This is a genomic window from Pseudomonas sp. NFIX28 (assembly GCF_900107395.1).
GTDB lineage: Bacteria > Pseudomonadota > Gammaproteobacteria > Pseudomonadales > Pseudomonadaceae > Aquipseudomonas.
On sequence record NZ_FNPW01000002.1, the window covers coordinates 44,197 to 56,833 of the forward strand.

General features: G+C 64.4%; 13 protein-coding genes. 8 read left to right on the forward strand and 5 right to left on the reverse strand.

Annotated features, from left to right (window positions below; all coding sequences use genetic code 11):
* The first annotated feature begins 4 nt into the window (after positions 1-4).
* Entirely contained in the window at positions 5-955 is a 951-nt protein-coding gene (locus BLV20_RS03585) for a homoserine kinase (RefSeq protein ID WP_092297138.1), read from the forward strand.
* Positions 956-1,030: 75 nt separating this feature from the next.
* On the opposite strand, the gene BLV20_RS03590 is transcribed toward BLV20_RS03585, so the two are convergent.
* Positions 1,031-1,960 carry a zinc ABC transporter substrate-binding protein gene (locus BLV20_RS03590; protein WP_092297141.1) on the reverse strand — a complete coding sequence of 310 codons (930 nt, stop codon included), beginning with the start codon at positions 1,958-1,960 and terminating at the stop codon, positions 1,031-1,033.
* A gap of 57 nt (positions 1,961-2,017) precedes the next feature.
* Here BLV20_RS03590 and zur point away from each other — a divergent pair, with 57 nt between their 5' ends.
* Genes zur through BLV20_RS03610 form a run of 4 tightly spaced genes read left to right on the forward strand, consistent with a single transcriptional unit; the run spans position 2,018 to position 4,817 of the window.
* On the forward strand, positions 2,018-2,500 hold the full coding sequence (zur, locus tag BLV20_RS03595; RefSeq protein ID WP_007924301.1) for a zinc uptake transcriptional repressor Zur: 483 nt from the start codon (positions 2,018-2,020) through the stop codon (positions 2,498-2,500).
* Complete coding sequence (znuC, locus tag BLV20_RS03600; protein ID WP_092297143.1) at positions 2,500-3,285, forward strand: zinc ABC transporter ATP-binding protein ZnuC; 786 nt, start codon at positions 2,500-2,502, stop codon at positions 3,283-3,285. The genes zur and znuC overlap by 1 nt, the downstream gene beginning before the upstream one ends.
* A complete protein-coding gene (gene znuB / locus BLV20_RS03605; RefSeq protein ID WP_007924303.1) occupies positions 3,278-4,066 on the forward strand; it encodes a zinc ABC transporter permease subunit ZnuB in 789 nt (262 codons plus the stop codon). The genes znuC and znuB overlap by 8 nt, the downstream gene beginning before the upstream one ends.
* A gap of 37 nt (positions 4,067-4,103) precedes the next feature.
* Positions 4,104-4,817, forward strand: a complete 714-nt coding sequence (locus tag BLV20_RS03610; protein WP_092297146.1) for a PA5502 family lipoprotein — start codon at positions 4,104-4,106, stop codon at positions 4,815-4,817.
* Positions 4,818-4,927: 110 nt separating this feature from the next.
* Here the strand turns inward: BLV20_RS03610 and katE are convergent, their stop codons facing one another.
* Positions 4,928-7,120: a catalase HPII gene (gene katE / locus BLV20_RS03615; protein WP_092298458.1), complete on the reverse strand. Its 2,193-nt coding sequence runs from the start codon at positions 7,118-7,120 to the stop codon at positions 4,928-4,930.
* A 214-nt stretch (positions 7,121-7,334) separates the two neighbouring features.
* Between katE and BLV20_RS03620 the strand changes: the two genes are divergently transcribed.
* The 3 genes from BLV20_RS03620 to BLV20_RS03630 are packed head-to-tail and all read left to right on the forward strand — an operon-like array spanning position 7,335 to position 9,846.
* Complete coding sequence (locus BLV20_RS03620) at positions 7,335-8,342, forward strand: methionine ABC transporter ATP-binding protein (RefSeq protein WP_092297149.1); 1,008 nt, start codon at positions 7,335-7,337, stop codon at positions 8,340-8,342.
* Positions 8,342-9,016, forward strand: a complete 675-nt coding sequence (locus tag BLV20_RS03625; protein ID WP_007924307.1) for a methionine ABC transporter permease — start codon at positions 8,342-8,344, stop codon at positions 9,014-9,016. Before BLV20_RS03620 ends, BLV20_RS03625 begins: the two co-directional genes overlap by 1 nt.
* A 56-nt stretch (positions 9,017-9,072) precedes the next feature.
* Positions 9,073-9,846, forward strand: a complete 774-nt coding sequence (locus BLV20_RS03630; RefSeq protein ID WP_092297152.1) for a MetQ/NlpA family ABC transporter substrate-binding protein — start codon at positions 9,073-9,075, stop codon at positions 9,844-9,846.
* A 189-nt stretch (positions 9,847-10,035) separates the two neighbouring features.
* Here the strand turns inward: BLV20_RS03630 and BLV20_RS03635 are convergent, their stop codons facing one another.
* Genes BLV20_RS03635 through BLV20_RS03645 form a run of 3 tightly spaced genes read right to left on the reverse strand, consistent with a single transcriptional unit; the run spans position 10,036 to position 12,634 of the window.
* On the reverse strand, positions 10,036-10,671 hold the full coding sequence (locus BLV20_RS03635; RefSeq protein ID WP_092297155.1) for an SCO family protein: 636 nt from the start codon (positions 10,669-10,671) through the stop codon (positions 10,036-10,038).
* On the reverse strand, positions 10,668-11,567 hold the full coding sequence (cyoE, locus tag BLV20_RS03640) for a heme o synthase (protein ID WP_092297158.1): 900 nt from the start codon (positions 11,565-11,567) through the stop codon (positions 10,668-10,670). Before cyoE ends, BLV20_RS03635 begins: the two co-directional genes overlap by 4 nt.
* Positions 11,555-12,634, reverse strand: coding sequence for a COX15/CtaA family protein (locus tag BLV20_RS03645; protein ID WP_092297161.1), 1,080 nt, complete (start codon positions 12,632-12,634; stop codon positions 11,555-11,557). Before BLV20_RS03645 ends, cyoE begins: the two co-directional genes overlap by 13 nt.
* Positions 12,635-12,637 lie beyond the last annotated feature (3 nt).

Sequence of the window (12,637 nt, forward strand, 5' to 3'; positions counted from 1 at the left end):
AACCATGTCTGTGTTTACTCCCCTGGCTCGGCCCGAGCTGGAAACCTTTCTCGCCCCTTACGGGCTCGGCCGCCTGCTTGACTTCCAGGGGATTGCCGCTGGTAGCGAAAACACCAATTTCTTCATCAGCCTGGAACAGGGCGAGTTCGTCCTGACCCTGGTCGAGCGCGGCCCGGTCCAGGAAATGCCGTTCTTCATCGAGCTACTGGACGTGCTGCACGACGCCGACCTGCCGGTACCTTACGCGCTGCGCACCACCGACGGCGTGGCCCTGCGCGAGCTGGCCGGCAAGCCGGCGCTGCTGCAACCGCGCCTGGCCGGCAAGCACATCAAGGAGGCCAATGCCCAGCATTGCGCGCAGGTCGGCGAGCTGCTGGCGCATCTGCACCTGGCCACCCGGGACAACATGATCAAGCGCAAGACCGATCGCGGCCTGGACTGGATGCAGGAAGAGGGCACGCACATGCTGTCGCATCTCGACGCCCAGGCGCGGGAGCTGCTGCAACGAGCCCTGGATGAAATCGCCGAGCAGAAAGTGAAAATCCTCGCGCTGCCGCGGGCCAATATCCACGCCGACCTGTTCCGCGACAACGCGATGTTCGAAGGCACGCACCTGACCGGGCTGATCGATTTCTACAACGCCTGCTCCGGGCCGATGCTGTACGACGTGGCAATTGCCCTCAACGATTGGTGCTCCGACGCCGACGGCCAGCTCGACGGCGCCCGCGCCCGGGCCTTGCTGGGTGCCTACGCGGCCCTGCGGCCGTTCACCGCCGCCGAGGCCGAGCTGTGGCCCACCATGTTGCGGGTCGCCTGCGTGCGCTTCTGGCTGTCGCGCCTGATTGCCGCCGAGTCCTTCGCCGGGCAGGACGTGCTGATTCACGACCCGATGGAATTCCAGCTGCGCCTGGCCCAGCGCCAGCAAGTCAGCGCGCCATTGCCTTTCGCCCTATGAAAGCCTCGCGGGCAAGCCTCGCTCCTACAAATCCCCTGTAGGAGCGAGGCTTGCCCGCGATAGCGCCAGCAGCCGTTACAACGATTCCAGGCAACCTGCCAGATCGTTGCCCAGCTTCTCCAGCAATTGCTCATAACCCTGCGCGGTGGCCGGGGTGTAGCCGCCCAACGCATCGAGCTCCGCCAGCTTCACCGGCAAGCCCGCCACCAGGGTTTCGGCCAGGCGCGGGCGCAATGGCGGCTCGCTGAACACACAGGTCTTGCCGACTTCCTGCAAGCGCTTGCGCATCGCCGCGACGTGCTGCGCGCCCGGCTGCACCTCGGCCGCCACGCTGAACACCCCGGCGTGCTTGAGGCCATAGGCGTCTTCGAAGTAATCGAAGGCTTCGTGGAAGACGAAATAAGGCTTGCCGGCGATCGGCGCCAGGCGGGCTTTCAAGCGCGCATCCAGGGCATCCAGGCGCTGGTCGAAGGCCTTGGCGTTGCTCTGGTAACGCGCGGCGTTGGCCGGGTCGATGGCGCTCAGGTCGGCCGCCATGCGGTCGGCAATGACCCGTGCATTAACCGATGACAGCCAGAGGTGCGCGTCGAGGCTGCCGGGGCGGTGATCGTGGTCATGTTCGTCGGCTTCTTCGGCGTGCGAGTGTTCATCTTCGGCGAAATGACGGAGTTTCAATCCCGGCAGGTCCTGTACCGCCAGCACTGGTTGGGTGCGTCCCTTGAGCACTCGTGGCAGGAAGCCCTCCATGTCCGGGCCGATCCAGTAGAGCAAATCCACCGACTGCACCTTGCGCACGTCGGAAGGGCGCAACGCATAGTTGTGCGGCGAGGCCCCCGGCGGCAGCAGAACCTCGGGCACGGCGATGCCGTCCTGGACGGCGGCGGCGATCAATTGCAGGGGTTTGATGCTGGTCAGGACCCGGACTTCGGCCTGGGCCGAGCTGATCACGAACAAACTGGTGGAAAAAGCGACAAAAAGGCTAAAAAGTCGGGACACGATGACCACTCGAAGAGGCGAGAACGGGTAACATAATAACGTCTCTCACCATTATCGTCGCCGCTCATGCCTAAAACCCCTCTTGCCAGTCGCCCCCACGACCATTCTCACTGCGTGCACAGCGCGCTGTCCGAGGCCGATGCCCTGTGCGCACGCCAAGGCCTGCGCCTGACCGCCCTGCGTCGGCGGGTGCTGGAACTGGTCTGGCAAAGCCACAAGCCACTGGGTGCCTACGACATCCTCGCGGTGCTCAGTGAGCAGGACGGGCGCCGCGCCGCGCCGCCAACCGTGTACCGCGCCCTGGATTTCCTGCTGGAAAACGGTCTGGTGCACCGCATCGCTTCGCTCAACGCCTTCGTCGGCTGCAACCACCCGGAACACGCGCACCAGGGCCAGTTCCTGATCTGCCGCGTCTGCCACGCCGCCATCGAGCTTGAACAGAAATCCATCAGCGACGCGATCATCAGCAGCGCCCGCGATGTCGGCTTTGTCGTCGAGGGCCAGACGGTCGAAGTGGTCGGCCTCTGCTCGGGTTGCCAGGGGGCTTGATGAGCACTGCCTTGATCCGCCTCGATCAGGTCGCGGTGACCTTTGCCGGGCAGGCCGTGCTGGATAACATCCAGCTCAGCGTCGAACCGGGGCAGATCGTCACCCTGATCGGCCCCAACGGTGCCGGCAAGACCACCCTGGTGCGTGCCGTGCTCGGCCTGCTCAAGCCCGACAGCGGCAGCGTCTGGCGCAAGCCGAAATTACGGGTCGGCTATATGCCGCAGAAGCTGCACGTCGACCCGACATTGCCGCTGTCGGTGCTGCGCTTCCTGCGCCTGGTGCCCGGCGTGGACCGTGCCAGAGCCCTGGCCGCGCTGAATGAAGTCGGTGCCGAGCAGGTGATCGACAGCCCGGTGCAAAGCATCTCCGGCGGTGAAATGCAGCGCGTGCTGCTGGCTCGCGCCCTGCTGCGCGAGCCGGAACTGCTGGTTCTCGACGAACCGGTGCAAGGCGTGGACGTCGCCGGCCAGGCCGAGCTGTACAGCCTGATCACCCGCTTGCGCGATCGCCACGGCTGCGGCGTGCTGATGGTTTCCCACGACCTGCACCTGGTGATGAGCACCACCGACCAGGTGGTCTGCCTCAACCGCCACGTGTGCTGCTCCGGCCACCCGGAACAGGTCAGCGGCGACCCGGCCTTCGTCGAGCTGTTCGGCCAGAACGCGCCCAGCCTGGCGATCTACCACCACCATCACGACCACGCCCACGACCTGCACGGTTCGGTGGTCACCGGGGCCGCGGCCGGCCACGTTCATGTTCACGGAGATAGCTGCAAGCATGGCTGATTTTCTGTTGTACGCCCTGCTCGCAGGTTTGGCGCTGGCGCTGGTGGCGGGTCCCCTCGGATCGTTCGTGGTCTGGCGGCGCATGGCCTATTTCGGCGACACCCTGTCCCATGCCGCCTTGCTCGGCGTGGCCCTGGGCTTCCTGCTGGACGTCAGCCCGGCGGTGGCGGTAACCGTCGGCTGCCTGCTGCTGGCGGTGCTGCTGGTCACCCTGCAACAGCGCCAGCCGCTGGCTTCGGATACGTTGCTGGGGATTCTCGCTCCCAGCACCCTCTCCCTCGGGCTGGTGGTACTAAGCTTCATGCATGACGTGCGGATCGACCTGATGGCCTATCTGTTCGGCGACCTGCTGGCGATCAGCCCTGGCGACCTGGCGTGGATTCTCGGCGGCAGCGCCGCGGTCCTGCTGCTGTTGGTAGCCCTGTGGCGACCATTGCTGGCGATTACCGTGCACGAGGAGCTGGCCAGGGTCGAAGGCTTGCCGGTGGCGTCGCTGCGCCTGGCGCTGATGCTGTTGATCGCGGTGGTGATCGCGGTGGCGATGAAAATCGTCGGGGTCTTGCTGATTACCTCGTTGCTGATCATTCCGGCGGCTGCGGCCCAACGTCACGCCCGCTCCCCGGAGCAGATGGCGCTGGGCGCGAGCCTGCTGGGCATACTCGCGGTCTGTGGCGGGCTGGCGTTGTCGTGGTTCAAGGACACCCCCGCGGGGCCGTCGATTGTGGTCACGGCCGCCGCATTGTTTCTGCTGAGTTTTGTCCTGCCTCGTCGAGGGGTGTAGACTTGCTCGCTTTTTGCGCAATTAGAGAGTCGCAGGAATGAAGCCGTTCGCCTCCCGTTATCTGCTCCTTGTCGCATTTTCCCTGATGCTGGGGGCCTGCCAGAGCACGCCGCCGGCCGAAGTGCCCGACGCCCGGGCCACGGCCATCGCACAGCTGCAACAAAATATCGCCAGCAGCGAACTGGCCACCGCCGAAGACCAGTTGAGCGCCTTGCAGGCCCAGTCGCCCAACGATCCGCAGCTCGAGCAATACCAGCGCCAGCTGGCCGAAGCCTATTTGCAGCGCAGCCAGATCGTGCTGCAGAAGGGTGACGTCAATGCAGCCGCCACGGCCCTGAGCCGTGCACGCGCGCTGATGCCCAAGGCCCCGGCCCTGACCGGTGGCGTCAACGGCGCCATCACCCAGGCCCGCAAAGCCGAGCTGGAAAAAGCCGAAGCCGCGCTCAAGGCCGCCGAAGCCAGGCCAGCGGCCAAGCTGATCGACCCGGCCGCCGAAAGCACCACGGTTGCGCTGAACCTCACCGATATCAAGCAACTGCGCCGGCAACTCGATGCGATCGCCGCCGATGTGGTGAATTATCAGTGCGACGTGACCATCCAGGCACCGCGCACCGAGGATTACCCCTGGCTGAACACCCTGCTGAGCAAGCGGGTGAAGAAGCTCGACAGCGAGTTCGACCTGCAAGTCGAACGGCAGATCCTGCGCCACGTCCCGGCCCAGATGGTGCTGACCCCACGCAAACCGCAGTAACGCCACCTCCGTAGGAGCGAGCGGGCGGCGATCCGGCTTGCCCGCGCTCAATTAGCGCGGCGCCAAACCCTTTCGCACGCAAGCTGTGCTCCTACGCAAGCGTCATCGCATCAGGCCGGAATCGCCTTGGCCTTCGGCTCCCGCTCCCAGACCCGGTGATGGGCAATCGCATTGAAGAACGCCTTCAACGCCTGGGCATCGTCGCCAACGATCAACCCCGCATCCACCTCCAGCTTGAGCACATCCAGCAATTGCTTGGCCTCGCCGTGCAAGGCAATCGCCTTGAGGTGCTTGTAGGCTTCGAGCAGGTAATGCAAAGCCACGCCATCGTTGCTCAAGGCCTGTATCGACTTGGCGCCACCCGGCACGAACACCGCGTCGAACGCCACTGACGGCAGTCCTTCCATGGAAGCGTCCACCGCCAGGGTCTTACCATCCGCCGTGGTCACCGGCGCCGAGGTCGGCCCCAGCAACTTGGCGCGGGCGCCTTCGGCTTCCAGGGCCTTTTTCAACCCGGCGATGGCCCTGCCGTCGACCCCGTTGGCCGCCAGGATCGCCACCTTGCGAGTCTTGATGTCGCCAGAAAGCAGATTGGCCTGGCTCAGGGCCGGCGAATGATCGGGGGTCAGTTCAGGCACCTCGACAGTGCCCGCCTTGGGCACCGGCAAGCCCAGGTTCTGGGCGACCCGCTTGGCCAGCTCGAGATCGATATTGGCCAGGATCTCGTTGACCTGGCGTGCGCGGATCGCTTCGCGCTCGACCTTGCCCAGCTCGAAGCTGTAGGCGGCGATGATGTGTTCCTGCTCATGCTTGCTCATGCTGTTGAAGAACAGCCGCGCCTGGGAAAAATGGTCGCTGAAGGACGGGCTGCGCTGGCGGATCTTGTGCGCGTCGATACGCTCGTTATGGCTCTCGAAGCCACCGTCCTCGGCCGCTGGCGGCGTCTCTTTCGGCCAGCCGCCATCGATGGAATTCGGCTCATAGGACGCCCGGCCCTTGTCGATGGTGCTGCGGTGCATGGCATCGCGCTGGCCATTGTGGAAGGGCGCCACCGGGCGGTTGATCGGCAGTTCGTGGAAGTTCGGCCCGCCGAGGCGGCTGAGCTGGGTGTCGGTGTAGGAAAACAGCCGGCCTTGCAGCAGCGGGTCATTGGAGAAGTCGATACCCGGCACGATATTCCCCGGGCAGAAGGCAACCTGCTCGGTCTCGGCGAAGAAGTTGTCCGGGTTGCGGTTGAGCACCATCTTGCCCAGCGGCGTGATCGGCACCAGTTCCTCGGGAACCAGCTTGGTCGGGTCAAGGATGTCGAAATCGAACTTGTGCTCGTTTTCCTCGACTATCACCTGCACGCCCAGCTCCCATTCCGGGTAATCGCCGCTCTCGATCGACTCCCACAAGTCGCGACGATGGAAGTCGGTGTCCTTGCCCGCCAGTTTCTGCGCCTCGTCCCAGACCAGCGAGCAGGTGCCCACTGTCGGTTGCCAATGGAATTTGACGAAGCTGGAGGTGCCTTCGGCGTTGATAAAACGAAAGGTGTTCACGCCAAAACCCTGCATGCTGCGCAGGCTTTTCGGGATTGCCCGGTCGGACATCACCCACATCACCATGTGCGCCGACTCCGGCTGCAGCGACACGAAGTCCCAGAAGGTGTCGTGGGCCGAGGCGCCGGTGGGGATCTCGTTGTGCGGCTCGGGTTTGACCGCATGGACGAAGTCGGGAAACTTGACCGCGTCCTGGATGAAGAACACCGGAATGTTGTTGCCCACCAGGTCGAAGTTGCCTTCGTCGGTGAAGAACTTCACGGCGAAACCGCGCACGTCGCGCACGGTGTCGCCGGACCCGCGCGGCCCCTGCACCGTGGAAAAACGCACGAACACCGGCGTCTTCTTGCCCGGGTCGCGCAGGAAGCCGGCCTTGGTCAGGGCCGAATGGTTCTCGTAGGCCTGGAAGTAGCCATGGGCGCCGGTGCCGCGGGCATGCACGACACGCTCGGGGATCCGCTCATGATCGAAGTGCGTGATCTTCTCACGCATGATGAAGTCTTCCAGCAACGAAGGCCCGCGGGCGCCGGCCTTCAAGGTGTTCTGGTTATCGGCGACCTTCACCCCCTGGTTGGTGCGCAGCGCCTGTTCGCTGGCATCGGAGCGGAAGGTCTCCAGGCTTTGCAGCTTGCTGTTGGTGTTGCCGCGGTCCAGGGTATCGGTCCCGGCCAGCTGGCTTTTCGGTAGGCTCGGCTTCTTGCTGCTCATCAGACAAAACTCCTCGTTGGCAAAGTCCCGGCAGGCCGGGGCTTCATCGGTCAAAATCGCCAGGCAAGGCACCTGGCTTTTTTCGAGTGGCTTAAGCAGTGACTGACAAGGCTTGGGTGCCGTTCCTTTTTTATGACCTTTGATCGCGTTATTGCCAAATCGAAGGATGAATACAAAATAAATGCTAAGAACCTCTATACGGACAGGCTAAAATGCGCGCCCGGCTAACCGCTGATCCTTTTCTAACGCGCCCCACAAGGTTCGCTACGTGATCGAGTTTCAAAACGTCCATAAAACCTACCGGGTCGCCGGTAAGGATATTCCCGCCCTGCATCCGACCAGCCTGAAGGTCGAGAATGGCCAGGTATTCGGCCTGATCGGCCATTCCGGCGCGGGTAAAAGCACCCTGCTGCGCCTGATCAACCGCCTGGAAAACCCCAGCGGCGGCAAGATCATCGTCGACGACGAAGAAGTCACCGCCCTGGACGCCAATGGCCTGCGCCGTTTCCGCCAGCAGGTCGGGATGATCTTCCAGCACTTCAACCTGCTGGCCTCCAAGACCGTGGCCGACAACGTCGCGCTGCCGCTGACCCTGGCCGGCGAGCTGTCGCGCAGCGCGATCGACCAGCGCGTGGCCGAGCTGCTGGCCCGCGTCGGTCTTTCCGATCACGCCAAAAAATACCCGGCCCAGCTGTCCGGCGGGCAGAAGCAGCGCGTCGGCATCGCCCGCGCCCTGGCGACCAAGCCGAAGATCCTGCTGTGCGACGAAGCCACCAGCGCCCTGGACCCGCAAACCACTGCGTCGGTCCTGCAGCTGCTGGCCGAGATCAATCGCGAACTGCAACTGACCATCGTGCTGATCACCCATGAAATGGACGTGATCCGTCGCGTCTGCGACCAGGTGGCGGTGATGGATGCCGGGGAGATCGTCGAGCAGGGTTCGGTGGCCGAGGTGTTCCTGCACCCCAAGCACCCGACCACCAAGCGTTTCGTCCAGGAAGACGAGCAGATCGACGAAAGCGAGCAGCGCGACGACTTCGCCCACGTGCCGGGCCGCATCGTGCGCCTGACCTTCCAGGGCGATGCCACCTACGCGCCGCTGCTGGGCACCGTGGCCCGCGAGACCGGGGTCGACTACAGCATCCTCGCCGGCCGCATCGACCGCATCAAAGACGTCCCCTACGGGCAACTGACCCTGGCCATCACCGGCGGTGACATGGAGGCGGCGTTCGCCCACTTCAGCGCGGCGGATGTCCACATGGAGGTGCTGCGCTAATGGAACTGCTGACAAGTTTCTTCGCCAATATCGACTGGTACGAAATCTGGCTGGCCACCGGCGACACCCTGCTGATGCTCGGTGGCTCGCTGCTGTTCACCGTGCTGCTGGGCCTGCCGCTGGGCGTGTTGCTGTTCCTCTGCAGCCCGCGCCAGCTGCTGGAGCAGAAGAGCCTCTACGCCTTGCTGTCGCTGCTGGTGAACATCCTGCGCTCGCTGCCGTTCATCATCCTGCTGATCGTGATGATTCCTTTCACCGTGCTCATTACCGGCACCTCGCTGGGTGTCGCCGGGGCGATCCCGCCCCTGGTGGTCGGTGCCACGCCGTTCTTCGCCCGCCTGGTGGAAACCGCGCTGCGCGAAGTGGACCGCGGCATCATCGAAGCCACCCAGTCGATGGGCGCGACCACCCGGCAGATCATCACCAATGCCCTGCTGCCGGAAGCCCGTCCGGGTATTTTCGCGGCAATTACCGTGACAGCGATTACCCTTGTTTCCTACACCGCCATGGCGGGCGTGGTAGGCGCGGGCGGTCTCGGCGACCTGGCGATCCGCTTCGGTTACCAGCGCTTCCAGACCGATGTGATGGTGGTCACCGTGGTGCTGTTGCTGGTGCTGGTTCAAGTTCTGCAAACCGTCGGCGACAAGCTGGTGGTGCACTTTTCCCGAAAATAAGTCGGCCCTGGCCGGCAGGCGTCCGGCACCCGGGCGCCTCACAAGGAGCTAGCTGGATGAAAAAACTACTCGTCGCTTTCGCCGCCGTTGCCGCGTTCTCCGCGCACGCCGCTGACACCCTGACCGTGGCCGCCACTCCGGTGCCTCACGCCGAGATCCTCGAATTCGTGAAGCCGGCGCTGGCCAAGGAAGGCGTGGACCTGAAGGTCAAGGTCTTCACCGACTACATCCAGCCAAACGTGCAGGTCGCCGAAAAGCGCCTGGACGCCAACTTCTTCCAGCACCAGCCGTACCTGGATGAGTTCAACAAGGCCAAGGGCACCCACCTGGTGAGCGTCGCCGGCGTGCACCTGGAGCCGCTGGGCGCCTACTCCAACAAGTTCAAGAAGCTCGAGGAACTGCCGGGTGGCGCCAACGTGGTGATCCCCAACGACGCCACCAACGGCGGCCGCGCCTTGCTGCTGCTGGCCAAGGCCGGCCTGATCAAGCTCAAGGATTCCAACAACATCCTGTCCACGGTCAAAGACATCACCGAGAACACCAAGGACCTGAAATTCCGTGAGCTGGAAGCCGCGACCATCCCGCGCGTGCTGACCCAGGTCGACCTGGCGCTGATCAACACCAACTACGCCCTGGAAGCCAAGCTGGACCCGTCCAAGGACGCCCTGGTGATCGAAGGCAAGGACTCGCCTTACGTGAACATCCTGGTGGCCCGTCCTGACGACAAGGATTCGGCCGCCATGAAGAAACTGGTTGCCGCCCTGCACAGCGCGGAGGTGAAGCAGTTCATTCTCGAGAAGTACAAAGGCGCCGTGGTGCCGGCGTTCTGATCGGTTGCAGAGACACAAACGGGGCGCCTCAAGGCGCCCCGTTTCGTTTCAGTTGCCTACCGAGTTCCCTGTAGCCGCTGCCGCAGGCTGCGATCGGCTCCGCAGGAGACGTGCTCTTGAGGCCCTCGGAAGGCGCTACGCGCCTTATCGCAGCCTGCGACAGCGGCTACAGGATTCAGGCGTCCCGGGTTACTTGCGTTGCAACATCACCGGCAGCTGGGCCACCAGCTTCTGGTTGTTCAACGGCGCGCGGATGAAGCCGCGCTGGGTGCCGTCCGGGCCGATCACCGCCAGGTTGCCGCTGTGGTCGACGGTGTAGTTGGGCTTGCTGGTATCGGCCGGAATGAACGGGATGCTCACCGCATTGGCAAGCTTCTGCACGTCTTCCACCGAAGTCGCGGTCAGGCCCTTGAAGTCCTTGTCGAAGTAGCCCAGGTACTGCTTCAGCTGCTGCGGCGTGTCGCGGTTCGGGTCGACGCTGACCAGCACCACCTGCAGGTTATCCACCGCCTCCTTGGGCAGCTCGCTCTTGATCTGGCGCAGTTGGGCGAGGGTGGTCGGGCAGATATCCGGGCAGAAGGTGTAGCCGAAGAACAGCAGGCTCCACTTGCCCTTGAGCTCATTGAGCACCACCGGCTGGCCTTCCTGGTCGGTCATTTTCACGTCCGGCAGGTTGCGGCTCTGGGGCAGCAGGATGATCCCGGCATCGATCAATGCGGTCGGGTCCCCCTGGTTCTTGCCGGTCAGCACTTTGTTGACGGTGAGCCCCAGCACCAGGGCCACCAGCGCCACGAGAATAAAGACGGTTTTCTGAGTTCGAGTCATAGGTTCAACAATAGGTAGTGGTCTACGAGCAGCGCGATAAACAGCAGGAACAAGTAATAAATAGAGTACTTGAAGGTGTTGATCGCCGCGTGCGGCCGGCTGCCACGGTACAGCACCCAGGCCCATTGCAGAAAGCGCGCGCCCAGGCCCAGGGCACAAATCAGGTAGAGCAGGCCGCTCATGTGGATCGCATAGGGCAGCAGGCTGACCGCCAGCAGGGCGCAGGTATAAAGCAGGATATGCACCTTGGTGTAATGCTCGCCGTGGGTCACCGGCAGCATCGGGATGTCGGCCTTGGCGTATTCCTCCTTGCGGTGAATGGCCAGGGCCCAGAAGTGCGGCGGGGTCCAGGCGAAGATGATGAGCACCAGCAGCAGCGGTTCGGCGGTCACATGCCCGGTGGCCGCAACCCAGCCCAGCAGCGGCGGCGCGGCGCCGGCCAGGCCGCCGATCACAATGTTCTGCGGGGTCGCCCGCTTGAGAAAGCCGGTGTAGATCACCGCATAACCGAGCAGCGACGCCAGGGTCAGCCAGGCGGTCAGCGGGTTGGTGAACGCCAGCAGCAAGGCTTGCCCGGCAATGGCCAGCAGCAGGGCGAAACCCAGCGCCGCCGCCGGCGCTACCCGGCCTTCGGCCAGCGGCCGCTTGTGGGTGCGCGCCATGACCGCATCGATCCGCCGGTCCACCACATGGTTCACCGCCGCCGCCGCGCCGGCGCACAGGGCGATGCCCAGGTTGCCGAACACCAGCACCGTCCACGGCACCCCGGCGCGGGTGGCGAGGAACATGCCCACCAGCGAAGTAATGAGCATCAGCACCACCACCTTGGGCTTGGTCAGCTCCAGGTAGTCTCGCCAGATCGCCTGGCTGTGACGCTCGCCGGTCAGAGTCGCCATGGCATTTCTCCTTTAATGGTGATGGGCCCGGCGGCATGTTTGCGCGGGCTCAGGCGCCAGCCCAGCGGCAGGTGCGAACGGGCGCGAACCAGGCTGGTACGGGCGTGATAGTTGACCAGCACCAGGGTCAGCAGCAGCGCCGCGCCGCCGGCGTTGTGCGCCACGGCCACCGGCAGCGGCAGGTGGAACAACACATTGCTGATACCCAGGCCGACCTGCGCCGCCAGCGCCACCAGCACCAGCCCGGCGAGACGAGTCATGCCCACATGCTTGAGTTGCCAGGCCAGGCCGAGCAGCACCAGGGTCACCAGCAGCGCGCCGATGCGATGGGTCAGGTGGATGGCCGTGCGCGCGTCGCTGTCGAGCTGCCCGCCCAGGTAGTTGGGGCCGATGTGCTGGGTCAGGTGAAAGCCGTTGGCGAAATCCGCCGCCGGCCACCATTGGCCGTGGCAGGTCGGCAGGTCGATGCAGGCCACCGCCGCGTAGTTGGAGCTGACCCAGCCGCCCAGGGCGATCTGCCCGATTACCAGCACCAGCCCGGCCGTGGCCCAGTATTGCAGGCGCCGCGGCACGATCAGCGCCGGCAGCACGCCGGACAGGCGCAGCGTCAGCAAGAACAGCAGGCTCAGGGTGGCGAAACCGCCCAGCAGGTGCGCGGTGACGACTTGCGGCCACAGCTTGAGGGTCACCGTCCACATGCCGAACAAGGCCTGGGCGAATACCACCGCCAGCAGGAACAGCGGCAACTTCAGCGGTTGCCCGGGATGATGCCGGTGGCTCCAGGAGCGTGCCGCCAGCAGCACGATCAACAGGCCCAGGGTGCCGGCGAAATAGCGGTGGATCATCTCGTTCCAGCCCTTGTGGGCTTCCACCGGGGTCTCGGGAAAATGCAGTTCGGCATGGGCCAGCTGGGCTTCGCTTTTCGGCACGCCGATGAAGCCGTAGCAACCCGGCCAGTCCGGGCAGCCGAGGCCGGCGTGGGTCAGCCGGGTGTAGGCGCCGAGCAGCACCACGATCAGCGCCAGCAAGGTGGCAAACAAGGCGAGGCGAAATCCAGGCTTGGCCATGAC

Excerpts from the sequence above, each read along its gene's own strand:
- BLV20_RS03585 (WP_092297138.1), top strand. The coding sequence starts at position 5 with ATGTCTGTGTTTACTCCCCTGGCTCGGCCCGAGCTGGAAACCTTTCTC.
- zur (WP_007924301.1), top strand. The coding sequence starts at position 2,018 with ATGCCTAAAACCCCTCTTGCCAGTCGCCCCCACGACCATTCTCACTGC.
- znuC (WP_092297143.1), top strand. The coding sequence starts at position 2,500 with ATGAGCACTGCCTTGATCCGCCTCGATCAGGTCGCGGTGACCTTTGCC.
- znuB (WP_007924303.1), top strand. The coding sequence starts at position 3,278 with ATGGCTGATTTTCTGTTGTACGCCCTGCTCGCAGGTTTGGCGCTGGCG.
- BLV20_RS03610 (WP_092297146.1), top strand. The coding sequence starts at position 4,104 with ATGAAGCCGTTCGCCTCCCGTTATCTGCTCCTTGTCGCATTTTCCCTG.
- BLV20_RS03625 (WP_007924307.1), top strand. The coding sequence starts at position 8,342 with ATGGAACTGCTGACAAGTTTCTTCGCCAATATCGACTGGTACGAAATC.
- BLV20_RS03630 (WP_092297152.1), top strand. The coding sequence starts at position 9,073 with ATGAAAAAACTACTCGTCGCTTTCGCCGCCGTTGCCGCGTTCTCCGCG.
- BLV20_RS03635 (WP_092297155.1), bottom strand. The coding sequence starts at position 10,671 with ATGACTCGAACTCAGAAAACCGTCTTTATTCTCGTGGCGCTGGTGGCC.
- cyoE (WP_092297158.1), bottom strand. The coding sequence starts at position 11,567 with ATGGCGACTCTGACCGGCGAGCGTCACAGCCAGGCGATCTGGCGAGAC.
- BLV20_RS03645 (WP_092297161.1), bottom strand. The coding sequence starts at position 12,634 with ATGGCCAAGCCTGGATTTCGCCTCGCCTTGTTTGCCACCTTGCTGGCG.